Here is a 23318-nt window from a genome sequence, read left to right on the forward strand (position 1 = left end):
CCGGCCCTGGAATGACGACAGGGCACCGCGGCTCAGACTAAGTCTGTGCCGCGGTGCCCGTCAAAAAGATGTCACGCGGTCGTGACGGACCCGCCGGCCGCCGCGATCTTCTGCGCCGCCGAGGCGGAGAACTTCTGCGCGGTGATGTCGAGCTTGACGCTCACCTCGCCCTGGCCCAGCACCTTCACGGGCTGGTTCTTGCGGACAGCGCCCTTGGCGACGAGGTCCTCGACCGTGACGGTGCCGCCCTCGGGGAACAGCTCCTGCAGGGTCGACAGGTTCACGACCTGGTACTCGACGCGGAAGGGGTTGGTGAAGCCGCGAAGCTTCGGCAGCCGCATGTGCAGCGGCATCTGCCCGCCCTCGAAGCCGACGGGCACCTGGTAGCGGGCCTTGGTGCCCTTGGTGCCTCGACCGGCCGTCTTGCCCTTCGAAGCCTCACCACGGCCGACGCGGGTGCGCGCGGTCCTAGAACCGGGCGCGGGGCGCAGGTCGTGGAGCTTCAAAGGGGCTGCTGCGTTCTGGTCCTCGATGCTCATGAGATTCACTCCACCTCTTCGAACGTCACCAGGTGGGTGACGGTGCGGATCATGCCGCGGATCTCGGGGCGGTCTTCCTTCACCACCGTGTCACCGATGCGCTTGAGGCCGAGGCCGCGCAGGGTGGCTCGCTGGCTCTGGGTGCCGCCGATCTCGGAACGGGTCTGGGTGACCTTGATCTGCATCACGCACCCACCTTCTCGGCACGGGCCGCGGCGCGGCCCTCGGCCTGAGCCCGCAGGAGCGCCGCCGGAGCGACGTCCTCGACCGCGAGACCGCGACGCGCGGCCACCGCCTCCGGCTCCTCGAGCTGCTTGAGGGCGTCGACGGTGGCCCGCACGATGTTGATCGCGTTGGTCGAGCCGAGCGACTTGGAGAGCACGTCGTGCACTCCGGCGCACTCGAGCACGGCGCGGACCGGACCGCCGGCGATCACGCCGGTACCGGGGGCGGCCGGGCGCAGCAGGACAACGCCCGCCGCATCCTCGCCCTGGACCGGGTGCACGACGGTGCCCTGGACGCGCGGGACGCGGAAGAAGTTCTTCTTCGCCTCCTCGACGCCCTTGGAGATCGCCGCCGGCACCTCCTTGGCCTTGCCGTAGCCGACGCCGACGGTGCCGTCGCCGTCGCCGACCACCACGAGGGCGGTGAAGGCGAAGCGACGGCCGCCCTTGACGACCTTGGAGACGCGGTTGATGCTCACGACGCGCTCGAGGAACGCCGACTTCTCGGCGTCCTGACCGCGACCGCGACCACCCTGACGACCGACGCGGTCGCCGCCCTGGCGGCCGCCGCGATCGTTGTTGCTGTTGCTGGTGTTGTCGTCCCGTCGGCCGGAGGCCGCGGGACCGTTGCTACGCTGCTGTGCAGCCATATTCAGATCCTCTTCTCGTCCTGTGTCCGGGCGGCGGTCACAGCGCCAGGCCGGCCTCGCGGGCGCCGTCGGCGACGGCGGCCACGCGGCCGTGGTACTTGTTGCCACCGCGGTCGAAGACGACCGCGTCGATGCCGGCGGCCTTGGCGCGCTCGGCGACCAGGGTGCCGACGGTGCGGGCCTTGTCCGACTTCGTCGCCTCGGCGCCGCGGAGGTCCGCCTCCATGGTGGAGGCCGACACGATGGTCTTGCCGAGGGAGTCGTCGACGACCTGCACGAAGACGTGACGCGACGAACGGGTGACCACCAGGCGCGGACGCTGGGCGGTGCCGATGACGCGGCGACGGACGCGGAGGTGGCGACGACCGCGCGAGCGCAGCTTGCTGCCGCGGTTGCCCTTGGTGTGCTTGAGTGCGTAACCCATGGTCACTTACCAGCCTTTCCGGCCTTGCGGAGCACGACCTCGTCGGCGTACCGCACGCCCTTGCCCTTGTAGGGCTCCGGCGGACGGATCCCGCGGATCTTCGCGGCCACGTGCCCGACCTGCTGCTTCGAGATGCCGCTGACCGAGAACTTGGTCGGCGACTCGACGGCGAAGGTGATGCCCTCGGGCGCCTTCACCACGACGGGGTGGGAGAAGCCGAGCGCGAACTCGAGGTCCGTGCCCTTCGCGACGACGCGGTAGCCCGTGCCGACGATCTCCAGCTTCTTCGTGAAGCCCTCGGTGACGCCGAGGACGATGTTGTTGATGAGCGTGCGGGTCAGACCGTGCAGCGCACGGTTCTCCTGCTCGTCATCGGGACGCGAGACGACGATGTTGCCCTCGTCGTCGCGCGCGACGGTCAGGGGCGCGGGCACCTCGTGGGTGAACTCGCCCTTGGGGCCGGTCACCGTGACGGTGCGGTCCTCGATGGTGACGTTCTGGACTGAGGCCGGCACTGCGACCGGCAGGCGTCCGATGCGGGACATAGCTAGTGGTCTCCTCTCCCGCTCACCAGATGTAGGCGAGGACTTCCCCACCCACACCCTTCTTGGCAGCCTGCTTGTCGGTCAGGAGGCCGGAGGACGTGGACAGGATCGCCACGCCCAGTCCGCCGAGGACCTTGGGCAGGTTGGTGGACTTCGCGTACACGCGCAGGCCCGGCTTCGAGATGCGGCGGATCCCGGAGATGGCGCGCTCGCGGCTGTCGGAGTACTTGAGCTCGAGGACGAGCGACTTGCCCACCTCGGCCTCCTCCTCACGCCAGCCGAGGATGTAGCCCTCTGCCTTCAGGATGTCCGCGATGCGGGCCTTGAGCTTCGAATACGGCATGGACGCGGTCTCGTGGTACGCCCCGGAGGCGTTCCTGATCCGCGTGAGCATGTCCGCGATCGGGTCGGTCATGGTCATGTCTGTTGCTTCTTCCTCACCTGGTTTCCCCTACGCCCCGTGGCGGGGCCGTGGGACCTGTGGCGGTAGTCCTTACCAGCTGCTCTTGGTGACGCCGGGGAGCTCGCCGCGGTGAGCCATCTCGCGCAGGCACACGCGGCAGAGGCCGAACTTGCGGTAGACCGAGTGGGGCCGACCGCAGCGCTGGCACCGGGTGTAGGCGCGCACCGCGAACTTCGGCTTGCGCTCCGACTTCTTGATCAGGGCTGTCTTCGCCATATCAGTTCTCCTCCTTGAAGGGGAAGCCGAGCAGCTTGAGCAGCGCGCGCCCCTCGTCGTCGGTCTTCGCGGTGGTGACGACCGTGATGTCCATGCCGCGGACGCGGTCGATCTTGTCCTGGTCGATCTCGTGGAACATGACCTGCTCCGTCAGACCGAAGGTGTAGTTGCCGTTGCCGTCGAAGTGCTTCGGCGAGAGGCCGCGGAAGTCGCGGATTCGCGGGAGCGCGGTCGAGAGCAGACGGTCCAGGAACTCCCACATGCGGGCGTTGCGCAGCGTGACGTGCGCACCGATCGGCATGCCCTCACGCAGCTTGAACTGCGCGATGGACTTGCGAGCCTTGGTGACCTGGGGCTTCTGGCCGGTGATGGCGGCGAGGTCCTTGATGGCGCCGTCGATGACCTTCGAGTCGCGTGCGGCGTCGCCGACGCCCATGTTCACGACGATCTTGGTCAGACCGGGCACCAGCATGACGTTCTCGTAGCCGAACTGCTCGGTCAGCTGCGCCTTGATGGTGTCGTTGTACTTCGTCTTCAGACGCGGGGTGGGCGCCTGGGTGGCGGTCTCGCTCATCAGATGTCCTTCCCGGAGCGCTTGGCGAAGCGGACGCGCACCTGCTTGGTGCGGCCGTTCTCGAGCTCGACGGTCTCGACGCGGTAGCCGACCTTGGTCGGCTTGTTGTCCTCCGGGTCGACCAGGGCCACGTTGGAGACGTGGATGGGGGCCTCGCGCTGCTCGATGCCGCCCGCGCCGCCGGCCTGGTTCGGCTTGACGTGATGGGTGCGGCGGTTGATGCCCTCGACCAGCACGCGCTGGGTATCGGGGAACACCTGCAGGACGCGACCCTGCTTGCCCTTGTCGCCGGCCTCGAGGCCACGCGCGGCGGCCTTGTCGGCGTCGCTCGTGCGGCCCGTGATGACCTGGACGAGATCGCCCTTCTTGATCTTCATCTTTGCCATGTCACAGCACCTCCGGTGCCAGCGAGACGATCTTCATGAAGCGCTTGTCGCGCAGCTCGCGGCCGACGGGGCCGAAGATGCGGGTACCGCGCGGCTCGCCGTCGGTCTTGAGGATGACCGCCGCGTTCTCGTCGAAGCGGATGTAGGAGCCGTCGATGCGACGGACCTCCTTGGACGTGCGGACGACGACCGCCTTGACGACGTCGCCCTTCTTGACGTTGCCACCGGGGATGGCGTCCTTGACGGTCGCCACGATGGTGTCGCCGATGCTGGCGTAACGGCGACCGGAGCCACCGAGAACACGGATGCAGAGAATCTCCTTGGCACCCGTGTTGTCGGCGACCTTCAGTCGCGACTCCTGCTGAATCACTCGTTCTCCTATCGTCTCACCGGTTCTCTTCCGACCCGCGGGAGCGGGCCGGCCGAGCCTGGCGGAACGGAATATGGACCTTGCTCAGCGCCGCCATGGACGCTGCCGCGCCGGGACGTCGCCGCCGACGGGTCCCGGGCACCAAAAAACCCTCTGCCGGACTCAGGCACTGGCGTGGTGAACGCGGCGCGTTCGCCTCTCGTGCGAGGTCTCCGGCGAGGACGGATCGGGTGTCCCGGATCCTGTCGCGGAATCGGGCACCACCACCACGGGGGCGGGGCGCAGTCCTCCGGCAACCGTTCAAGACTACGCCCCGCCCCCAGAACTGTCACCCCTGCAGGGCGGGCTCCCTCGTGTGTGCTTGCTCTCCTGCGCCCGGGGAGCCGTCCTCCTCCGCGGCCTCGAGTGGCTCGGCGAGGTCCTCCTGCCTCAACATGGCCGGGTCGGAGATCTCCGACCGTCGGGCTTCCGCTGGCGGGAGCTGCTCGAACGGGATCGGCTCGACGTCGGACACGAGCGCACCGTCCTCGTCCGCGGGCACGACGATCTTTCACGCGCGCAAAGCGGCGCGGCTCGCGCCACGTCGAACCTTCACCCGGCTCGTCCTCAGCAGTCCCACCCGTCATCGTCGCTGCCGCGCCCTCGCGGTCGTCCTCACACCGCCAGGCGATCCGGTCCCCGGATGTGGAGCATGGCCCCGGCACCCGGCAGGGGCGTAGTTTTCTTCCCATGATCGACATCGATGTGGCCAGACGGCTCCGAGACGCAGGACTGCCCTGGGAGCCGGCCGACGGGGACCTCTTCGCGATCGACAACGCGCTGCTGCGCGAGGAGGCGTTCATGCTCTCCTCGATGGTGGTGGAGGTGGGCCGAGGGCGCACCGGCACCCGCGTCCTGCGCTTCAACGGCACCACTGAGTGGGCGCTGGACTCCGTGGAGCAGGACGAGGCGGTGTGGCTGCCGCGGGAGGACCAGCTGCGCGAGGCGCTCGGCGCCGCCTTCTCCGCGCTGCGGCGGAGGGAGGACGGCGGGTTCGTCGTGGAGCTGCGCGACCGGGACGGTGAGCTGCGCGAGGTCGCCGCACCGAGGGCCGAGGACGCTCTCGCCGGCGCGCTGCTGGTGCACCTCGTCGGCGCTCCGGGCTGACCTCCGGGAAGCGCAGAAGGGCCGGCCCTCCCCGTGGGGAGGACCGGCCCTTCTCAGTGCTGCCGGGCGGTCACGCGGACCGTCGGCGGATCACTTGGCGCGCTCGAGGATCTCGACCAGCCGCCACCGCTTGGACGCGGAGAGCGGACGGGTCTCCATGACGAGGACGCGGTCGCCGATGCCGGCGGTGTTCTCCTCGTCGTGGGCCTTGAACTTGCTCGTCTTGGTCGTGACCTTGCCGTAGCGGGCGTGCTTCACACGCTCCTCGACCTCGACCACGATCGTCTTGTCCATCTTGTCGGAGACCACGTAGCCGCGCAGGGTCTTGCGGTAGGGACGCTCGGCGGATGACGCCTGCGCACCCTCCTTCGCGAGATCCTCGACGGCCGGGGTCTCGGCCTGGTTGTTCTCAGTCATCTCAGTTCCTCGCTCCGGGGTCACTCGGCGGTGCCGGGCGCCTGACGGATGCCCAGCTCGCGCTCGCGCAGGATCGTGTAGATCCGTGCGATGTCCTTCTTGACGGACCGCAGACGGCCGGAGCTCTCGAGCTGACCGGTGGCGTTCTGGAAACGGAGCTTGAACAGCTCGTCCTTCGCCTTCGCCAGTTCCTCGGCCAGCTTGGAGTCGTCCAGCTTGTCGAGTTCATCGGCGGTGAGCTTGGTCGCTGCCATCAGATGTCACCACTCTCTCGGCTCAGGATGCGGCACTTCATGGGGAGCTTGTGCATCGCCAGGCGCAGAGCCTCGCGAGCCACCTCCTCCTCGACGCCGGCGACCTCGAACATGACGCGTCCCGGCTTGATGTTGGCGATCCACCACTCGACCGAACCCTTGCCGGAGCCCATGCGGACCTCGGCAGGCTTCTTGGTGAGCGGACGATCGGGGTAGATGTTGATGAACACCTTGCCGCCACGCTTCATGTAGCGGGTCATGGCGATACGAGCCGCCTCGATCTGACGGTTGGTGACGTACGCCGGCGCGAGCGCCTGGATGCCGTAGTCGCCGAACGCCAGCTCGGTGCCGCCCTTGGCCATGCCGCTGCGGGTCGGGTGGTGCTGCTTGCGGTGCTTGGTCCTGCGAGGGATCAGCATGTCGCTCAGGCCTCCGTTCCGGGCTGCTGCGCGGGAGCCGCGGCCTGCTCGGCGGGAGCAGCGGTCTGCGGGGCAGACTCGTTGCTCTCACGACGGGCAGCGGCGTTGCGCTCGTTGCGACGACCGCGCGGGCGCTCGGCACGCGGGCCGCGTCCGCCGGAGCGGGGACCCTGCGAGGCGGCCTGCTGGGCCGCGAGCTCCTTGGCGGTGACGTCGCCCTTGTAGATCCAGACCTTCACGCCGATGCGGCCGAAGGCGGTGCGGGCCTCGTAGAAGCCGTAATCGATGTTCGCGCGGAGGGTGTGCAGCGGCACGCGCCCCTCGCGGTAGAACTCGTTGCGGCTCATCTCGGCGCCGCCGAGGCGGCCGGAGACGGCCACTCGGATGCCCTTCGCGCCGGCGCGCTGCGCGGACTGCATGCCCTTGCGCATCGCACGACGGAAGGAGACGCGGGCGGCGAGCTGCTCGGCGATGCCCTGGGCGACCAGCTGCGCATCGGTCTCGGGGTTCTTGACCTCGAGGATGTTCAGCTGGATCTGCTTGCCGGTGAGCTTCTCCAGCTCACCGCGCAGACGCTCGGCCTCCGCCCCGCGACGCCCGATGACGATGCCCGGGCGGGCGGTGTGGAGATCGACGCGGACGCGATCGCGGGTGCGCTCGATCTCGACCTTGGAGATGCCGGCGCGCTCGAGCCCCTCGGACATGAGCTTGCGGATCGCGACGTCTTCCTTCACGTAGTCGCGGTACCGCTGCCCCTCCTTGGAGGAGTCGGCGAACCACCGGCTGCTGTGCTCCGTGGTGATCCCGAGGCGGAACCCGTTCGGATTGACCTTCTGGCCCATTCGGGACTCCTTACTTGTTCACGGGAGCGACCACCACGGTGACGTGGCTGGTGCGCTTCTTGATCTGGAAGGCACGACCCTGAGCACGCGGCTGGAACCGCTTCATGGTCGGACCCTCGTCGACGAATGCGGCGGACACGACGAGCTCGCGCTCGTCGAAGCGCTCCCCCGCCTGGTCTGCCTTCACCCGCGCGTTGGCGATCGCGGACTCCACGAGCTTGAGGACGGGCTCGCTGGCGGCCTGCGGGGCGAACCGCAGGGTGTCCAGGGCCTCGGCCGTGCTCTTGCCACGAATCAGGTCCACAACGCGGCGAGCCTTCATGGGCGACATGCGGAGGTACCGCACCTGCGCCTTGGCTTCCATTGCTTCCTGCTTTCTCTCGAGTTCGAGAAGTGCAGTCGCTGCTGACGTCATGTCAGCGACGACGGCCCTTCTTGTCGTCCTTCTCGTGGCCCTTGAAAGTCCGCGTGGGGGCGAACTCGCCGAGCTTGTGGCCGACCATCGACTCGGTGACGAACACCGAGACGTGCTTGCGACCGTCGTGCACTGCGAAGGTGTGGCCGAGGAAGTCCGGGGTGATCACCGAACGACGCGACCAGGTCTTGATGAGGTTCTTGGTGCCCTTCTCGTTCTGGGCGTCCACCTTCTTCTGAAGGTGGTCGTCCACGAACGGGCCCTTGGAAATACTGCGAGGCATGTGCGGTTCTCCCTATCAGCGCTTCTTGCCGGTCCGACGACGGCGCACGATGAGCTTGTCGCTCTCCTTGCCCGGCTTTCGGGTACGGCCCTCGGGCTGACCCCAGGGCGACACCGGATGACGACCACCCGAGGTGCGGCCCTCGCCACCACCATGGGGGTGATCAACGGGGTTCATGACCACGCCGCGGACGTGGGGGCGCTTGCCCTTCCACCGCATGCGGCCGGCCTTGCCCCAGTTGATGTTGGACTGCTCGGCGTTGCCGACCTCGCCGATGGTGGCGCGGCAGCGGGCGTCGACGTTCCGGATCTCGCCGGAGGGCATACGCAGCTGGGCGTACGGGCCCTCCTTGGCGACGAGCTGCACGGAGGCGCCGGCGGAGCGGGCGATCTTCGCGCCGCCGCCGGGGCGGAGCTCGATCGCGTGCACCACGGTGCCGAGCGGGATGTTCTTGAGCGGCAGGTTGTTGCCGGGCTTGATGTCGGCGCCGACGCCGTTCTCGATCCAGTCGCCCTGACGCAGCTTGGCCGGCGCGAGGATGTAGCGCTTCTCGCCGTCCAGGTAGTGCAGCAGCGCGATGCGCGCGGTGCGGTTGGGGTCGTACTCGATGTGAGCGACCTTGGCCTTGACGCCGTCCTTGTCGTGACGGCGGAAGTCGATCACGCGGTAGGCCCGCTTGTGGCCGCCGCCCCGGTGACGGGAGGTGATACGACCGTTGCTGTTGCGGCCGCCGGACTTGGACAGCGGGCGCACCAGGGACTTCTCCGGCGTGGACCGGGTGACCTCGACGAAGTCGGCGCCACTCGAGCCGCGACGACCGGGAGTGGTCGGCTTGCTCTTACGAATTGCCATGTGGGTTTCCCTCAGACTCTCTGCTCCTCGGAGATCGGCCGCCTCAGGCGACCGACCCTCCGAAGATGTCGATGGCTCCGTCGGTCAGGGTCACGATGGCGCGCTTGGTGTCCTTGCGCTTGCCCATCCCGAAGCGCGTGCGACGCGCCTTGCCCTGACGGTTGATCGTGTTCACCGAGGAGACCTTGACGTCGAAGATCTTCTCGACGGCGATCTTGATCTCGGTCTTGTTGGCGTCGGCAGCCACCAGGAAGGTGTACTTGCCCTCGTCCATCAGCCCGTAGCTCTTCTCGGAGACGACCGGGGACAGCACGACGTCGCGGGGATCCTTGTTCAGCGCGCTCACTTGGCGGCCTCCTCATCGGACGAGGCGGACTCCTTGACCGCGTTCACGAACCCGGCGGCCTTGGCGGCCTCCGGAGTCGCGAACCAGACCTCGGCCCTGGTGCGGCCGTACCACGGGGAGTCCGGGGTGTGGAACTTCATCGAGCCCTGGTTGCCCTTGATGTCGAAGCCCTCGGGAGCGGAGCCGTCGGCCAGCGGGGCCGCGGAGCCCTCGCCGAACGGCGCATCCGCGGCAGCAGCAGGCGCGGCAGCGGCGGCGGGGGCCGACGAGCCGGCCTTCGCCGCGGCGAAGGTCGAGGTGGGCAGGGTCAGGGAGGCCTGGGCCACGAAGTCCTCGAGCGCATCGGCGGTGAAGACCACGTCGTCGGACAGCATGACGTCGTAGGTGTTCACCTGGTCCGCGTACAGGACGTGGGCGGCAGGCAGGTTGCGGGTGCTCAGGGCGCCCAGGTCGTCGTCACGACGCACGACCACCAGCAGGTGGCGACGATCGGAGACGTGCGACAGGGTGACCTTCGCAGCCTTGGTGGAGGCGGACTCGCCCGCGAGGAGCGAGGACACGACGTGCACGCGGCCGTTGCGGGCCCGGTCCGAGAGGGCACCGCGCAGGGCGGCGGCCTTCATCTTCTTGGGGGTGCGCTGGCTGTAGTCGCGCGGGACGGGCCCGTGGACGGTGCCACCGCCGGTGAACTGCGGGGCGCGGAGCGAGCCCTGGCGGGCACGGCCGGTGCCCTTCTGCTTCCAGGGCTTCTTGCCGCCGCCGCGCACCTCGGCGCGGGTCTTGGCCTTGTGGGTGCCCTGTCGGGCCGCCGCCTGCTGGGCGACGACGACCTGGTGGATCAGGGCCACGTTGGTCTGGACGTCGAAGATCGACGCAGGCAGCTCGACGGTGCCGGACTTCTTGCCGGCCGGGTCGAGCACGTCGACGGTCAGATTCGCTGCCATCGGGCTCAGGCCTCCTTCGCGGGAGTCTTGACAGCCGAGCGGACCAGCACGAGGCCGCCCTTGGGGCCGGGGACGGCACCCTTGAGGAGCACGAGGCCCTTCTCGACGTCGACCGCGTGAACGGTCAGGTTCTGGACACTGGTGCGGTCGCCGCCCATGCGGCCAGCCATGCGCTGGCCCTTGAACACGCGACCGGGGGTGGAGGCGCCGCCGATGGAGCCGGGCTTGCGGTGGTTGCGGTGCTGGCCGTGCGTGGCGCTGACGCCCGCGAAGCCGTGACGCTTCATGACACCCGCGGTGCCCTTGCCCTTGGAGGTGCCCACGACGTCGACCTTCTGGCCCGCGGCGAAGATCGACGCGTCGATCTCCTGGCCGAGGGAGTAGTCGGCGGCGTCGGAGGGGCGCAGCTCGACGAGGTGGCGGCGCGGGGGCACGCCGGCCTTCTCGAAGTGGCCCTTGAGCGGCTTCGACACCTTGCGGGGGTCGATCTGCCCGAAGGCGATCTGGACCGCGTTGTAGCCGTCGGTCTCGACGGAGCGGACCTGGGTGACGACGTTCGCGCCGGTCTGCACGACGGTCACGGGCACGAGCTTGCCGTTCTCGTCCCAGACCTGGGTCATGCCGAGCTTGGTGCCGAGCACGCCCGCGACGGGGGTGGCCTTCTGGCCGGTCAGTTCGTTGCTCATCTCCACCACCCTCAGAGCTTGATCTCGATGTTGACGTCCGCCGGCAGGTCGAGGCGCATGAGCGAGTCCACGGCCTTGGGCGTGGGGTCGACGATGTCGATCAGTCGCTTGTGCGTGCGCATCTCGAAGTGCTCACGGGAGTCCTTGTACTTGTGGGGCGACCGGATCACGACGAACACGTTCTTCTCGGTCGGCAGCGGCACCGGGCCCACCACAGTCGCGCCCGCGGAGGTCACCGTGTCGACGATCTTGCGCGCCGAGCTGTCGATCACCTCGTGGTCGTACGACTTGAGCCGGATGCGGATCTTCTGTCCCGCCATGGCGTCCTGTCTCTCTTCTTCGTCTGGCATGGATGCGGCCTCTCCCCGGTACCCGAGGACGGGCGTGTCGGCCGGTGCGGCGCGAAAAAGCACGGCACAGGACGCCGAGGATCGGCTGCTTCTGCGTCGGATCCCTACCTCTGATGCGCACTCCGCACGACGGTGCGGTTCGCATCCTCGGGACGGACCTCATCCGGTGATCATTCGCCGAGGTGGACCTCGGAGAACGGAACCGGGCATGTCGGCCCGCGCAGACAACTCGAACAGTCTGCCAGACGGGCGCACGGGCCCACAAGGGAGAGTGTCGTGCACCCCGTCACAACGGGGGCCCGGGCGACCGCGCTCAGCGGCTGCGGCTGCGGCTGCTGGGATCGTGCTCCGGCCACGATGCCGGCCCCTGCGCGACGGAGGGCCGGGACCACCGTACGGCATCCGCGCCGCCGGGGTCCCGGCCCTCCCCTCGCTCTCCCGGACGCAGCGGGCCGGGGCGGGCGGGGTGCTGCTACTTGTTCGTGCTGGGGCCGAGCCCGCCCTGGAGCTGGCGCTGGAAGATCACGTAGACGATCAGCACCGGCAGGATCGTGATCGTCACCGAGGCGAACATCGCGCCCCAGTCCGATTCGTAGCCCTGCTGCGCCTGGAGGCTCTTCAGCCCCTGGGCGAGGACGTACTTGTCCTCGTCGGTGTTCAGCACCACCGGCAGGAGGTACTGGTTCCACAGGCCCAGGAAGTTGAAGATCGTGACGCTCATCAGGCCGGGTGTGGCCAGCGGCACCATGATCTGGAAGAACGTGCGGAAGTCCCCGGCGCCGTCGATCGCGGCGGCCTCGGCGATCTCCTCCGGCAGCTGCCGGAAGAAGGCGTAGAGGAAGAACACCGTGAACGGCAGCGCGAAGCCCACGTAGGCGAGGATCAGCCCGATGTACGTGCCCCGCAGACTCATGTTCATCAGCACGAAGAACAGCGGGACGACGGCGAGGAAGATCGGGAACGTGAGCCCCGCGATCATCCCGTAGTAGATGATCCGACGGCCCGGGAATTCGAAGCGCGCCAGGACATACGCGCACATCGCGCCCAGCAGCATCACCAGGAACAGCGCACCGCCGACGACGATGAGCGTGTTCATGAAGTAGCGGCCGATCCCGGCCTCGGTCCAGGCGGTGATGAAGTTGTCGAGGTTCCACTCGCTCGGCATCGAGAACGGCGAGGTGAGGATCTCCCGGGACGTCTTGAACGAGCTGTAGACGGTCCACAGCAGCGGCAGCACCACCGCGAGGGTCCACACGATCAGGACGATGTGGGCGACGCCGGCGAAGGCGCGGTCGCCGCGGCTGCGGCGGGGCCGACGAGGCTCGATCCGGCGCGTGCCGCTCTCTCCAGCGGAGGGGGAGGCGGCCGCGTCGAGGGGCGGGGCCTGGGTCATGCGTCCTCCTTCGACCGGCTGCCGAACAGCACGATGACGGCCATCAGCATCGTCACCAGCGCCAGCACCACGCCCATCGCCGAGGCGAGGCCGAACTGCGAACGCGCGAAGGCGGTCTCGTAGAGATAGCGGGAGACCACCTCGGTGCTGCGGGCGGTGCCTCCCGACGGGGTCATCACCGAGACGTAGACGAACATGTCCAGCGCCATGATCCCCATGTAGACCACCGCGGTGGAGACGTTCTCCCGGATCTGCGGGAGCACGACCTGCGCGGCGAGCCTGACCCGGCCGCAGCCGTCGAGCCGGGCGGCCTCGATGATCTCCGAGGGAATCGCCTTGATCGCGGCGACGAACAGGACCATGTAGAAGCCGACGAGCGACCACACCACGGCCAGGATGATCGCGCCGAGGGCGTAGCGGGGATCGCCGAGCCAGGCGGTGCCGACCAGCCGGACGTCCGCGCCGAGGGCGTTCAGCAGCCGCAGCGGGAGGTTCAGCAGGCCGTTGAGCAGGCCGCCGTTCGGGGAGTAGATGAAGGCGAAGAGGATGCCGATGACGACGGCCGGCAGCACGTAGGGGAAGAAGCTCACCACGCGATAGATGCTCGAGCCCCGGATGCCGTGGATCTCGCCCTTGGTGTCCCCGCCGATCGTGACCATGACGGCCAGGACGAAGGCGAGGGTGATGGTCACCGTGGGCAGGATGATCATCAGCAGCAGGTTGTTGCGCAGCGCCTTGAGGTAGACCGGGTCGGTGAAGATCCTGACGTAGTTGTCCAGGCCGATGAAGTCGGCGTTCCCGCTGACACCCTTCCAGTCGGTGAGGGAGTAGTAGAACGCCTGCAGGAAGGGCGAGACGACGAAGACGATGTAGACCAGCAGCGGGAGGCCGAGGAAGACGGCGAAGAACAGCAGGCGCGACGGCGCGGGGCGCCGGCCGCGCCGCACGCGGGGTGCGTGCGGCGCGTCCGACGGCCCGGCGAGGGCCGTTGTCGGGAGGCTCATCCCTCGACGTCGAACTTCTCGATGCTGTCGTCCTCCCGCACGCGGTCGAGGACGGCCTGGGAGCGCTCGCGCACCTCGTCGGCCTTGATCCCGCCGCTGAGGAACTCGTTCCAGATCGGCTTGAAGTCCGGCCCGAGGCCGTACCAGTCCGTGAAGTTCCAGGTGAAGACGTTCTCGCCCGCGGCCTGGATCATCTCGTTCGCGGAGGCCAGCGCCGTGGAGCCGAACGCGTCCTCGGGCACGGAGTCCTTCACGATCGTGGTGGAGGAGGTGACCTTCGCGAAGTTCTGCGCCTGCTCCTTGGAGAGCATCACGCGCAGGAACTCGAGGCCGCCGGCGCCGTTCTTCGCCTGGGCCGGGACCTGGAAGGGCTCGCCCGCGGTGCCGTGGATGGCCTCGGCCGGCATCGCGCCGTCCGTGCTCAGCAGCGGCTCGGGACAGCCGGTCATCGCGAAGTCGTCGGGGGTGACGCCCTTCTGCTCGTTCTCGATCCACGAGCCCGACGGGTACATGACGGCCTTCCCGGTGACCCACTGCGCCTGGGCCTCGGTGTGCTTGATGCCGGCGCCGCCGGGCAGGAAGAAGTCCGCCGCGACCGCCTCGCCGATGGCGTCGATCGCCTGCACCACGGCGTCCTGCTCGTACGCTCCCGCATCGAGGGAGTCGAGCGCCGTGGCGACCTCCTTGCCTCCCTGCTTGACCGCCATCGCGATCGCCATGGTGTGGTAGTAGTCCGCGGCGTTCTGGCCGCCGAAGGCGAAGAGCGAGAGCCCCTCCCCGGCGGCGTTCTCGCCGATGGTCATGACGTCGTCCCAGGTGACCGGGGCGCTCCAGCCCTTCTCCTCGAACTGCTTGGCGGAGTACCACAGCGCGAACACCGTGTACACGTAGTTCAGGGAGTAGAGCTTGCCGGAGTAGGTGCCGGGCTCGAGAGCGCCGGGCAGGAGGGACTCCTCGATCGTGCCGCCGTCGATGGAGGGCGCCTTGATGAGCTCGTCGAGCGTGGCGAGCTGCCCCTCGGAGATGAGTGCCGCGGAGTTCATCGCCTGCGCGCCGGAGTTGTCGAAGACGTCCGGCGGCTCGCCCGCGACGAAGCGGGGCTGCAGCTCGGGCTGGATGTCGACGGTCGAGCTGACGTCGACCTCGATGCCGTCGTGCAACTCGGACATCGCCTTGCCCGCGTCGATCGCGTACTGCTCGCCGTAGCCGCCGTTGAAGATGACGACCTCGACGGGCTGGGAGGGGTCGACACCGAAGGGGTTCTCGTCGCTGACCTCGCCGCCGCCCTCGGCGACGCCGCCGCCGTCGGAGCCGCCGCCGTCGTCGTCACCGCCGCCGCCACCGGTCGCGCAGGCCGCGAGCGCCCCGGCGCCGACGCCAGCACCGGCCATCGCGAGGAAGCGCCGGCGGGATGCTGCGAGACGGTCGAGGGGGGTCAGCGGCAGGTTCGTGCTGTCACTGGGAGTGTCCATGGGATCTCTTTCGTCGTTGAAAGGGCCGGGTTCGCCATGCCGAGCGCGCACCCGAGGGTGTCGTGGCCCACATGCTACGCCGCAGTATGTCCAGAGCCCGACCGAATCCGTCCCGGGCGCGTCACGTTTTCATATACCCGGTCAGAACCTCCCCGTCGGCGCGCGGCGGCGTCCGGTGCGAGGGGCCGGGGGGCGCCGTCCGCCGGGCACGGCCACGAGCACCCCGCCGTGTTCAGGGATCGCCCCGGGAGCGCTCAGGCGGATCCGGAACCGGGGGGTTACCGTGACCCCCATGAGTCAGAGTCCCTACGCCCGTCAGAGCCCCTCGGCGTCGTCCCCGCTGACCGCGCGCCTCTACGACCTCGAGTATCCGCGGTCCCTCGGCGTGTACAGCACCTACCAGGAGGTGCAGTCTGTGGTCGACACCCTCGCCGACCACGAGTTCCCGGTGCAGTCCACGCTGATCGTCGGCACGGATCTGAAGCTCATGGAGCGGGTCACCGGCCGACGCACCTGGCCGAAGGTGATCGGGCAGGGCATCCTGTCCGGGCTGTGGATGGGCCTGTTCCTCGGGCTGCTGTTCATGCTGATCACGCCCGGCGATCTGATGATCGTCCTGTCGAGCGTGCTGATGGGCATCGTGTTCTTCACCGTGTGGTCCGTCATCGGCTATGCGATGACCGGCGGGAAGCGGGACTTCACCTCGATGACCTCGACGATCCCGATGCAGTACGAGCTGCTGGTCGAGCACAGGCATGCGGACCAAGCACGGCGGATCCTCGCGGAGTCCGGTGCCGGGCCGGCCGTGGCCCCCTCCCCCGCGGCGGCGCCGCAGACCTCGCCCCAGGCGAGCGGACGCTTCGGCAGCCCTGCCCCGACGCAAGGCGGCGGGCAGTACGGCGCTCCCGCACCCACCCAGGGCAGCGGGCAGTACGGCTCCCCGTCCGGGCAGAGCGGTCCCGGGTACGGCGCACCCGGCCCGCAGCAGGGCGGGTTCTCTGCGCAGGGTCAGTCCGGGCAGCAGGGTGTGGGTCCACAGCACGGCACTGGTCAGCAGCAGGGGTTCGGCGCCGCTCCCGCGCCCGGCAGCAGCGCGGACCAGGCCGGTGCGTTGTCGCGCCCGCACCGCCCGAGCTTCGGGCAGCCCGCCGGCACCCCGCAGCGCGAGGACGGCCAGGCGGGCGGCACGCAGGACTGGACGGCGACCGGGGACCACCGGAGCCCCGGCACTGCGCCGCAGGATGACACTGCACAGCAGGATGGCGCTGCGCAACCGGACGGCGCCGCGCCGCAGAACGGCACGACGCCGGAGCGCTGAGCCTCCCGACGCATCGCATCTCCAGAGCCCCCGGTCGACGATCCGTCGGCCGGGGGCTCTCCTGTGCCCGTCTCCGGGCCACGGGTCTCCGTCTCCGGACCACGGGATCCTGCATGTCCATCCCCGGGGGCGCCGGAGAGGCGCACCGTCGCCCCAGCTCGCCACCGTCCAGCCCGGCCCTCGCCCTGCCTGAGGCTCCACTCGCTCCGGCGCGAACCTCGGCCTGCGGCGACCCCCGTCCCGCCTCGACGGAGCATCGTCCAGGGACTGCGCTGTCGGCCGGACGAGGGAAGACCACATGGTAGTCCCCGCCCCGAATGCCGTCCGGAGATGCGAGAAGGCCCCGCACCGGCGAACCGGTGCGGGGCCTTCTCTGCGCGGTGCCCCGAGGGGGCGAGTCACGTCGGCGGGGTCTCCCCCGCTCAGATCACTTGTTGATCTTGGTGACGCGGCCGGAGCCCACGGTGCGGCCACCCTCACGGATGGCGAAGCCGAGGCCCTCCTCCATGGCGATGGGCTGGATCAGCTCCACCGTCATCTCGGTGTTGTCGCCGGGCATGACCATCTCGGTGCCCTCGGGCAGCGTGATGACGCCGGTGACGTCGGTGGTCCGGAAGTAGAACTGCGGACGGTAGTTCGAGTAGAACGGGTTGTGACGGCCGCCCTCGTCCTTGGACAGGATGTAGACCTGCGCCTCGAACTCGGTGTGCGGGGTGATGGTGCCAGGCTTGGCCACGACCTGGCCGCGCTCGACGTCCTCGCGCTTGGTGCCGCGGAGCAGCAGGCCGCAGTTCTCGCCGGCCCACGCCTCGTCCATCTGCTTGTGGAACATCTCGATGCCGGTGACCGTGGTCTTCTGGGGCGCACGGATGCCGAGGATCTCGACCTCGGAGTTGATCGCGAGCTTGCCGCGGTCGACCTTGCCGGTGACGACGGTTCCACGACCCTGGATCGTGAAGACGTCCTCGATCGGCATGAGGAACGGCTGGTCGAGGTCACGGACCGGGTCCGGGATCTTCTCGTCCACGGCCTCCATGAGGTCCTCGACGGACTTGACCCACTTGGGATCGCCCTCGAGAGCCTTCAGCGCGGAGACCTGGATGATCGGCGCGTCCTCGTCGAAGCCCTGGGAGCCCAGCATCTCGCGGACCTCCATCTCGACGAGCTCGAGGATCTCCTCGTCCTCGACCATGTCGGACTTGTTGAGGGCGGCGAGCAGGTAGGGGACGCCGACCTGCTTCGCGAGCAGCACGTGCTCACGGGTCTGGGCCATCGGGCCGTCGGTGGCGGCGACCACGAGGATGGCGCCGTCCATCTGCGCCGCACCGGTGATCATGTTCTTCACGTAGTCGGCGTGGCCGGGCGCGTCGACGTGCGCGTAGTGGCGCTTGTCGGTCTCGTACTCGATGTGCGAGACGTTGATCGTGATGCCGCGCTGCTTCTCCTCGGGCGCGTTGTCGATCGTGTCGAAATCACGCTTCTCGTTGACCTCGGGGAACTTGTCGTACAGGACCTTCGAGATCGCGGCGCTCAGCGTGGTCTTGCCGTGGTCGACGTGACCGATGGTGCCGATGTTGACGTGCGGCTTGGTCCGCTCGAACTTGGCCTTGGCCATTGTGGTGTCCTCCTAGGACTTTCTCGTGGTACTTCTGGATCGGGATCGGATCCCCTCCCCGAGAGGAGGGAGTCCGAGGGAAGCGGGGGACCAGGAGAAGGAGCCTACCTGCTCCCCCGGCCTCTCACTCGCCCCGGGTCTTCGCGACGATCTCGTCCGCGATGCTGGACGGGACCTCCGCGTAGCTGTGGAACTGCATCGTGTACATCGCACGACCCTGGGTCTTGGACCGCAGGTCGCCGACGTAGCCGAACATCTCCGACAGCGGGACGAGAGCACGGACGATCTTGACCCCGCTCGCGTCCTCCATCGACTGCACCTGCCCGCGACGCGAGTTCAGGTCGCCGATGACATCTCCCATGTACTCCTCAGGAGTACGGACCTCGACGTCCATGAGCGGCTCGAGGAGGACCGGCTGCGCCTTGCGCAGGGCCTCCTTGGCGGCCATGGAGCCGGCGATCTTGAAGGCCATCTCCGAGGAGTCGACGTCGTGGTACGCGCCGTCGATCAGGGAGGCCTTCACGTTCACGACCGGGTAGCCGGCGAGGATGCCCGACTGCAGGGCGTCCTGGATGCCCGCGTCCACGCTCGGGATGTACTCGCGCGGGATGCGGCCGCCGGTGACCTTGTTCTCGAACTCGTAGAACACGCCGTCCTCGGCATCGGTCAGCGGGCCGAAGGTGATCTGGACCTTCGCGAACTGGCCGGAGCCGCCGGTCTGCTTCTTGTGGGTGAAGTCGAACTTCTCCACCGTCCGCTTGATCGTCTCGCGGTAGGCCACCTGCGGCTTGCCGATGTTCGCCTCGACGTTGAACTCGCGGCGCATGCGGTCCACGAGGACGTCGAGGTGCAGCTCGCCCATGCCGCGGATGACGGTCTGGCCGGTCTCCTCGTCGAGCTCCACCTGGAAGGTCGGATCCTCCTTGGCGAGCTTCTGGATGGCCACACCCAGCTTCTCCTGGTCGCCCTTGGTCTTGGGCTCGATGGCCACGGAGATCACGGGCTCCGGGAAGCTCATCGACTCCAGCTGGATCGGGTGCGCCGGATCGGTCAGGGTGTCACCGGTGGTGGTGTCCTTCAGGCCGATGAACGCGTAGATGTGGCCGGCGAAGGCCTCCTCCACGGGGTTCTCCTTGTTGGAGTGCATCTGGAAGAGCTTCCCGACGCGCTCCTTCTTGCCGGTGGTGGCGTTGAGGATCTGCTCGCCCTGCTTGACCTGGCCCGAGTAGACGCGGACGTAGGTCAGCGACCCGAAGAACGGGTGCGCGGCGACCTTGAACGCGAGGCCCGAGAAGGGCGCGTCCCAGTCCGCGGCGCGGGTCAGCTCGACCGACTCGTCGCCCGGCTTGTGCCCGACCATGTCGGGGACGTCGAGCGGCGAGGGCAGGTAGTCGATGACACCGTTCAGGACGGGCTGGACGCCCTTGTTCTTGAAGGCGGTGCCGCAGAAGACCGGGTAGGCCTCCGAGGAGATGGTGAGCTTGCGGATGCCCGCCTTCAGCTCCTCGAGCGTGAGGTCGCCCTCCTCGAGGTACTTGTCCATGAGCTCCTCGGAGCTCTCGGCGACGTCCTCGACGAGCTTGGCGCGGTACTCGTCGACGGTGTCCTGGAGGTCCTCCGGGATCGGGATCTCGCGCTGCCACTGGCCGAGCGCGGGATCACCCTTCTTGGAGTTGATCGCCTTCATGTCCTCCTCGAGCGTCTCGGGCCACTCGTAGGCCTTCATCTCGACGAGGTCGACGACGCCGCGGAAGTCGTTCTCCGCGCCGATCGGGACCTGCATGACCAGCGGCTTCGCACCGAGGCGGTCGACGATCGTCTTCACGGTGAAGAAGAAGTCGGCGCCCAGCTTGTCCATCTTGTTGACGAAGCAGATGCGCGGGACGTCGTACTTGTCGGCCTGGCGCCAGACGGTCTCCGACTGGGGCTCCACGCCCTCCTTGCCGTCGAACACCGCGACGGCGCCGTCGAGCACGCGCAGCGAGCGCTCCACCTCGACGGTGAAGTCGACGTGGCCGGGCGTGTCGATGATGTTGATCTGGTTGTCGTGCCAGTAGCAGGTCGTCGCGGCCGACGTGATCGTGATGCCGCGCTCCTTCTCCTGCTCCATCCAGTCCATCGTGCCGGCGCCGTCATGGGTCTCGCCCATCTTGTAGTTCACGCCGGTGTAGAAGAGGATGCGCTCGGTCGTGGTGGTCTTGCCGGCATCGATGTGAGCCATGATGCCGATGTTGCGGACCTTGGTGAGGTCGCTGAGCACTTCGAGTGCCACGGGCTTGTGCCTTTCTGGAGAACGGGTGCTGCAGGAGCCGCCGGGAGGCGATCGGTGGGGCCCACTCCGAAGGAGCGGACCCCACCGTGCTCTCACCAGCGGTAGTGAGCGAAGGCCCGGTTGGACTCGGCCATCTTGTGAGTGTCCTCGCGGCGCTTGACAGCGGCGCCGAGGCCGTTGGAGGCGTCGAGGATCTCGTTCATCAGACGCTCGGTCATGGTGTTCTCGCGGCGGGCGCGGGAGTAGCTGACCAGCCAGCGCAGCGCGAGGGTGGTGGAGCGGCCGGGCTTGACCTCGATCGGGACCTGGTAGGTCGCACCGCCGACGCGGCGGGAGCGGACCTCGAGGGACGGCCGGATGTTGTCCAGCGCCTTCTTCAGGGTGACGACCGGGTCCTGGCCGTTCTTCTCACGGGCGCCCTCGAGCGCTCCGTAGACGATCCCCTCGGCGACGGTCTTCTTGCCGTCCAGGAGGATCTTGTTGATGAGCTGGGTGACGATCGGCGAGCCGTAGACCGGGTCGACGACGAGCTGGCGCTTGGGAGCGGGGCCCTTACGAGGCATTACTTCTTCTCCTTCTTCGCGCCGTAGCGGGAGCGCGCCTGCTGGCGGCCCTTGACGGCCTGGGTGTCCAGGGCGCCTCGCACGATCTTGTAGCGGACACCGGGCAGGTCCTTCACACGGCCGCCGCGGACGAGCACGATCGAGTGCTCCTGCAGGTTGTGACCCTCACCGGGGATGTAGGCGGTGACCTCGACGCCGGTGGAGAGCTTCACACGCGCGATCTTGCGCAGCGCGGAGTTCGGCTTCTTGGGGGTCTGGGTGTAGACGCGCGTGCAGACGCCGCGGCGCTGGGGAGACCCCTTGAGCGCGGGCGTCTTCGAGGCGGACGACCGGGCGTCCCGCCCCTTGCGCACCAGCTGCTGGATAGTGGGCACAGCTTCTCTTCCTGTTCGGCCATCGGGAGTGTTCGTCCCGCTGGATCGACTTCTTCGACCGCTCGCGCGGCCCGCGACCCGATCCGCCGCCCCATGGCCCGGGGCTCGGCGGCTCGACCCGCCCGTCAGGTGATGGCACCTGCCGGGCGTCCTGGAGGACCGTGATCGGTGCCCGCGGGCCGGGGCCGGGCCTGGCCGCCGTCCCGCTTTCGGGCACGCCGCGAGGATCCGCTCCTCGCGGGGGACGCCTCCCGCCGGCTCCGAGGAGCGACGGTTCTGTCCCGGTCACGACCAGAGGGCACTCCGGACGCGCACTCGATTCTACTGAGACGCGCACGATGCGGTCAAAGCTTCGCGTCCCATCCGACGCAGATCACATGACGGCATGTGGCCGGGAACTTGCATCGAGGTGAAGCGGCAGGGTACGGGACCGGAACGCGACGAGCGCGCCGCAGATGCGGCGCGCTCGTGGCGTGAGAGAGGCATGTCGATCAGCTGCTCTCCCGGGCAGATCTCCTACCGCTCGTTCCTCGCAGTACGTCGATCAGCCGCTCTCCCGCGCTGATCTCCTACCGCTCGTTCCTCGCAGTACGTCGATCAGCGGATGCCGAGCTGGGAGGTGCAGGACGGCCAGGCGCCCCAGCCCTGGTTCGCCTGGACCTTCTTGGCGATGTCGATCTGCTGCTCGCGGGTGGCGAGGTCGGCGCGGGGCGCGTACTTGTCGCCGCCGTAGGCCTTCCAGGTCTGGTTGTTGAACTGGATGCCGCCGTAGTAGCCGTTGCCGGTGTTGATCGACCAGTTGCCGCCGGACTCGCACTGGGCGAGGCGGTCCCACACGCCGCCGGACGCGGCGGCGGGGGCGGAGGCGCCGGTGTTGCCGGACTCCGAGGACTTCTCCTCGGTGGACTCGGTGGACTCGCGCTCGGAGCTGCGGTTCGACTTGGTGTCGGACTCGCGCGTCTCGGTCTTCGGCGCCTCCTGGGCGGCGGGAGCGGCCTGCTCCTCCTCGACCTCGGCCTCGGCCTCGGCCTCGGCCTCGGCCGAGGGCTCGGGCTCGGGGGCAGGCTTGGTGCCCTTGGCGACGACCTCGGTGACGGGCTCGGCGACGACCTTCTCCGAGACGAGCTCGGACTCGGTGACCTCGCCGTCCACGACGGTGTCGGTGTAGACCTTCTCGGTCGAGCCGGCCTTGCCCTCGGTGGTGGTCTTCGTGGTGCCCTCGGTGAGGGAGTCGTCCTCGACGGTCTTCGTCTCGAAGGGGATCTCCTCGGTCTCCTTGCGCTCCTTCTCGCGGACGCGGTGGATCTCGTGGGTCGCGCCGTCCTCGAGGACGGTGTCGAGCGGGACATCGGAGGTGTCGGTGTCCTCGACATCGCCGAGGACCTTCTTCATCGCCTCGCCCACGGTGAGGGCGGTGACCTCGAAGGTGTCCTGACCGTACTGGCCGACGAAGGTGACGGTCTTGCGGGTGACCACGGAGACCTCGCCGCCCGCGTCCTCGAGGGAGGTCTCGGGGGCGGGGCTGATCGCGGCGCCCTCGGCCTTGTACTCGGTCTCCGCGAGCGCGTCGGCGACGGTGTCACCGGTGGTCAGCAGCTCCTGCTCCTCGCCGTCGATGGAGACGGTGACGGGGGTGCGCTGGACGACCTGGATGTCCATGCCGTCGGTGACGAGCTCCTCGAGGCCCGGGGTCACGAGGTCAGTGTCCTTGACCTCGATGCCCTGGGCGGCGAGCAGGTCGCCGACGGTGGGCTGGGAGAAGATGCGGACCGCGGTCTCCTCGCCGTACGCGGTGATCTGGGCCTCGTTGGACATCGCGAAGGCGGTGCCGCCGCCGCCGACTGCCACCACGCACACGGTCGCCGCGCCGACGATCCACGGAGTCTTCTTCACTGTTCCACCTTTTCCCTGCCGCGTCCGCGGCCTTCACGTGTCGTTCCCTGAGCGTCGGATCCCGCAGGG

31 protein-coding genes are annotated in these 23318 nt (G+C 68.6%); 2 read left to right on the forward strand and 29 right to left on the reverse strand.

The window, feature by feature from the left end:
* Positions 1 to 71: 71 nt before the first annotated feature.
* The 10 genes from rplO to rplN form a co-directional block, all read right to left on the reverse strand.
* Entirely contained in the window at positions 72 to 539 is a 468-nt protein-coding gene (rplO, locus tag HMPREF3159_RS15515; protein ID WP_070502116.1) for a 50S ribosomal protein L15, read from the reverse strand.
* A gap of 5 nt (positions 540 to 544) precedes the next feature.
* Positions 545 to 727 carry a 50S ribosomal protein L30 gene (gene rpmD, locus HMPREF3159_RS15520; protein WP_053917125.1) on the reverse strand — a complete coding sequence of 61 codons (183 nt, stop codon included), beginning with the start codon at positions 725 to 727 and terminating at the stop codon, positions 545 to 547.
* Entirely contained in the window at positions 724 to 1413 is a 690-nt protein-coding gene (gene rpsE / locus HMPREF3159_RS15525) for a 30S ribosomal protein S5 (RefSeq protein ID WP_070502118.1), read from the reverse strand. Before rpsE ends, rpmD begins: the two co-directional genes overlap by 4 nt.
* A 37-nt stretch (positions 1414 to 1450) precedes the next feature.
* A complete protein-coding gene (rplR, locus tag HMPREF3159_RS15530; protein ID WP_070502152.1) occupies positions 1451 to 1837 on the reverse strand; it encodes a 50S ribosomal protein L18 in 387 nt (128 codons plus the stop codon).
* A gap of 2 nt (positions 1838 to 1839) precedes the next feature.
* Entirely contained in the window at positions 1840 to 2382 is a 543-nt protein-coding gene (gene rplF, locus HMPREF3159_RS15535) for a 50S ribosomal protein L6 (RefSeq protein ID WP_010550316.1), read from the reverse strand.
* 22 nt (positions 2383 to 2404) lie between these two features.
* On the reverse strand, positions 2405 to 2803 hold the full coding sequence (gene rpsH / locus HMPREF3159_RS15540) for a 30S ribosomal protein S8 (RefSeq protein WP_010550317.1): 399 nt from the start codon (positions 2801 to 2803) through the stop codon (positions 2405 to 2407).
* A 72-nt stretch (positions 2804 to 2875) separates the two neighbouring features.
* Complete coding sequence (locus tag HMPREF3159_RS15545; protein ID WP_010550318.1) at positions 2876 to 3061, reverse strand: type Z 30S ribosomal protein S14; 186 nt, start codon at positions 3059 to 3061, stop codon at positions 2876 to 2878.
* 1 nt (position 3062) lies between these two features.
* Complete coding sequence (rplE, locus tag HMPREF3159_RS15550) at positions 3063 to 3635, reverse strand: 50S ribosomal protein L5 (RefSeq protein ID WP_010550319.1); 573 nt, start codon at positions 3633 to 3635, stop codon at positions 3063 to 3065.
* Positions 3635 to 4021, reverse strand: a complete 387-nt coding sequence (gene rplX / locus HMPREF3159_RS15555; RefSeq protein WP_010550320.1) for a 50S ribosomal protein L24 — start codon at positions 4019 to 4021, stop codon at positions 3635 to 3637. Before rplX ends, rplE begins: the two co-directional genes overlap by 1 nt.
* Position 4022: 1 nt before the next feature.
* The gene (rplN, locus tag HMPREF3159_RS15560; protein ID WP_010550321.1) at positions 4023 to 4391 is read right to left on the reverse strand and encodes a 50S ribosomal protein L14; all 369 of its coding nucleotides are present in this window, start codon (positions 4389 to 4391) and stop codon (positions 4023 to 4025) included.
* A 729-nt stretch (positions 4392 to 5120) separates the two neighbouring features.
* Here rplN and HMPREF3159_RS15570 point away from each other — a divergent pair.
* Entirely contained in the window at positions 5121 to 5537 is a 417-nt protein-coding gene (locus tag HMPREF3159_RS15570; protein WP_070502121.1) for a hypothetical protein, read from the forward strand.
* 90 nt (positions 5538 to 5627) lie between these two features.
* Here HMPREF3159_RS15570 and rpsQ read toward each other — a convergent pair whose 3' ends face one another.
* The 14 genes from rpsQ to ngcE all read right to left on the reverse strand — a co-directional run bounded on the left by rpsQ (position 5628) and on the right by ngcE (position 15214).
* Complete coding sequence (gene rpsQ / locus HMPREF3159_RS15575; RefSeq protein ID WP_062947602.1) at positions 5628 to 5954, reverse strand: 30S ribosomal protein S17; 327 nt, start codon at positions 5952 to 5954, stop codon at positions 5628 to 5630.
* Between the two features lie 20 nt (positions 5955 to 5974).
* Positions 5975 to 6208, reverse strand: coding sequence for a 50S ribosomal protein L29 (rpmC, locus tag HMPREF3159_RS15580; RefSeq protein WP_070502123.1), 234 nt, complete (start codon positions 6206 to 6208; stop codon positions 5975 to 5977).
* Positions 6208 to 6627 carry a 50S ribosomal protein L16 gene (gene rplP / locus HMPREF3159_RS15585; RefSeq protein ID WP_053917130.1) on the reverse strand — a complete coding sequence of 140 codons (420 nt, stop codon included), beginning with the start codon at positions 6625 to 6627 and terminating at the stop codon, positions 6208 to 6210. The genes rpmC and rplP overlap by 1 nt, the downstream gene beginning before the upstream one ends.
* 5 nt (positions 6628 to 6632) lie before the next feature.
* Positions 6633 to 7469 carry a 30S ribosomal protein S3 gene (gene rpsC, locus HMPREF3159_RS15590; RefSeq protein WP_070502125.1) on the reverse strand — a complete coding sequence of 279 codons (837 nt, stop codon included), beginning with the start codon at positions 7467 to 7469 and terminating at the stop codon, positions 6633 to 6635.
* Between the two features lie 10 nt (positions 7470 to 7479).
* Positions 7480 to 7833: a 50S ribosomal protein L22 gene (gene rplV, locus HMPREF3159_RS15595; RefSeq protein ID WP_010550328.1), complete on the reverse strand. Its 354-nt coding sequence runs from the start codon at positions 7831 to 7833 to the stop codon at positions 7480 to 7482.
* Positions 7834 to 7885: 52 nt separating this feature from the next.
* Positions 7886 to 8167, reverse strand: a complete 282-nt coding sequence (rpsS, locus tag HMPREF3159_RS15600) for a 30S ribosomal protein S19 (protein ID WP_010550329.1) — start codon at positions 8165 to 8167, stop codon at positions 7886 to 7888.
* A 15-nt stretch (positions 8168 to 8182) separates the two neighbouring features.
* On the reverse strand, positions 8183 to 9019 hold the full coding sequence (gene rplB / locus HMPREF3159_RS15605; RefSeq protein ID WP_010550330.1) for a 50S ribosomal protein L2: 837 nt from the start codon (positions 9017 to 9019) through the stop codon (positions 8183 to 8185).
* Positions 9020 to 9062: 43 nt separating this feature from the next.
* Entirely contained in the window at positions 9063 to 9365 is a 303-nt protein-coding gene (gene rplW, locus HMPREF3159_RS15610) for a 50S ribosomal protein L23 (protein ID WP_070502126.1), read from the reverse strand.
* Positions 9362 to 10309 carry a 50S ribosomal protein L4, sunset domain variant gene (rplD, locus tag HMPREF3159_RS15615; RefSeq protein ID WP_070502127.1) on the reverse strand — a complete coding sequence of 316 codons (948 nt, stop codon included), beginning with the start codon at positions 10307 to 10309 and terminating at the stop codon, positions 9362 to 9364. The genes rplW and rplD overlap by 4 nt, the downstream gene beginning before the upstream one ends.
* Positions 10310 to 10314: 5 nt before the next feature.
* Positions 10315 to 10995 (reverse strand): 50S ribosomal protein L3, encoded by a 681-nt coding sequence (gene rplC / locus HMPREF3159_RS15620; protein WP_070502153.1) that lies wholly within the window; start codon positions 10993 to 10995, stop codon positions 10315 to 10317.
* 11 nt (positions 10996 to 11006) lie between these two features.
* Positions 11007 to 11315 (reverse strand): 30S ribosomal protein S10, encoded by a 309-nt coding sequence (gene rpsJ / locus HMPREF3159_RS15625; protein ID WP_010550334.1) that lies wholly within the window; start codon positions 11313 to 11315, stop codon positions 11007 to 11009.
* Between the two features lie 502 nt (positions 11316 to 11817).
* The gene (locus tag HMPREF3159_RS15630) at positions 11818 to 12738 is read right to left on the reverse strand and encodes a carbohydrate ABC transporter permease (protein WP_141748267.1); all 921 of its coding nucleotides are present in this window, start codon (positions 12736 to 12738) and stop codon (positions 11818 to 11820) included.
* Positions 12735 to 13742 (reverse strand): carbohydrate ABC transporter permease, encoded by a 1008-nt coding sequence (locus tag HMPREF3159_RS15635; RefSeq protein ID WP_070502128.1) that lies wholly within the window; start codon positions 13740 to 13742, stop codon positions 12735 to 12737. The genes HMPREF3159_RS15630 and HMPREF3159_RS15635 overlap by 4 nt, the downstream gene beginning before the upstream one ends.
* The gene (gene ngcE / locus HMPREF3159_RS15640; RefSeq protein ID WP_070502129.1) at positions 13739 to 15214 is read right to left on the reverse strand and encodes an N-acetylglucosamine/diacetylchitobiose ABC transporter substrate-binding protein; all 1476 of its coding nucleotides are present in this window, start codon (positions 15212 to 15214) and stop codon (positions 13739 to 13741) included. The genes HMPREF3159_RS15635 and ngcE overlap by 4 nt, the downstream gene beginning before the upstream one ends.
* A gap of 292 nt (positions 15215 to 15506) precedes the next feature.
* Here ngcE and HMPREF3159_RS15645 point away from each other — a divergent pair, with 292 nt between their 5' ends.
* On the forward strand, positions 15507 to 16532 hold the full coding sequence (locus HMPREF3159_RS15645; protein ID WP_070502130.1) for a general stress protein: 1026 nt from the start codon (positions 15507 to 15509) through the stop codon (positions 16530 to 16532).
* Between the two features lie 427 nt (positions 16533 to 16959).
* On the opposite strand, the gene tuf is transcribed toward HMPREF3159_RS15645, so the two are convergent.
* The 5 genes from tuf to HMPREF3159_RS18145 form a co-directional block, all read right to left on the reverse strand.
* Entirely contained in the window at positions 16960 to 18147 is a 1188-nt protein-coding gene (tuf, locus tag HMPREF3159_RS15650) for an elongation factor Tu (RefSeq protein WP_070502131.1), read from the reverse strand.
* A gap of 124 nt (positions 18148 to 18271) precedes the next feature.
* Complete coding sequence (fusA, locus tag HMPREF3159_RS15655; protein ID WP_070502132.1) at positions 18272 to 20419, reverse strand: elongation factor G; 2148 nt, start codon at positions 20417 to 20419, stop codon at positions 18272 to 18274.
* Positions 20420 to 20511: 92 nt separating this feature from the next.
* Positions 20512 to 20982, reverse strand: a complete 471-nt coding sequence (gene rpsG, locus HMPREF3159_RS15660) for a 30S ribosomal protein S7 (protein ID WP_010550341.1) — start codon at positions 20980 to 20982, stop codon at positions 20512 to 20514.
* The gene (gene rpsL, locus HMPREF3159_RS15665) at positions 20982 to 21356 is read right to left on the reverse strand and encodes a 30S ribosomal protein S12 (protein ID WP_053917140.1); all 375 of its coding nucleotides are present in this window, start codon (positions 21354 to 21356) and stop codon (positions 20982 to 20984) included. Before rpsL ends, rpsG begins: the two co-directional genes overlap by 1 nt.
* 597 nt (positions 21357 to 21953) lie before the next feature.
* Positions 21954 to 23249, reverse strand: a complete 1296-nt coding sequence (locus tag HMPREF3159_RS18145) for a resuscitation-promoting factor (RefSeq protein ID WP_070502133.1) — start codon at positions 23247 to 23249, stop codon at positions 21954 to 21956.
* Positions 23250 to 23318 lie beyond the last annotated feature (69 nt).

This window comes from Brachybacterium sp. HMSC06H03 (genome assembly GCF_001807385.1).
GTDB lineage: Bacteria > Actinomycetota > Actinomycetes > Actinomycetales > Dermabacteraceae > Brachybacterium > Brachybacterium conglomeratum.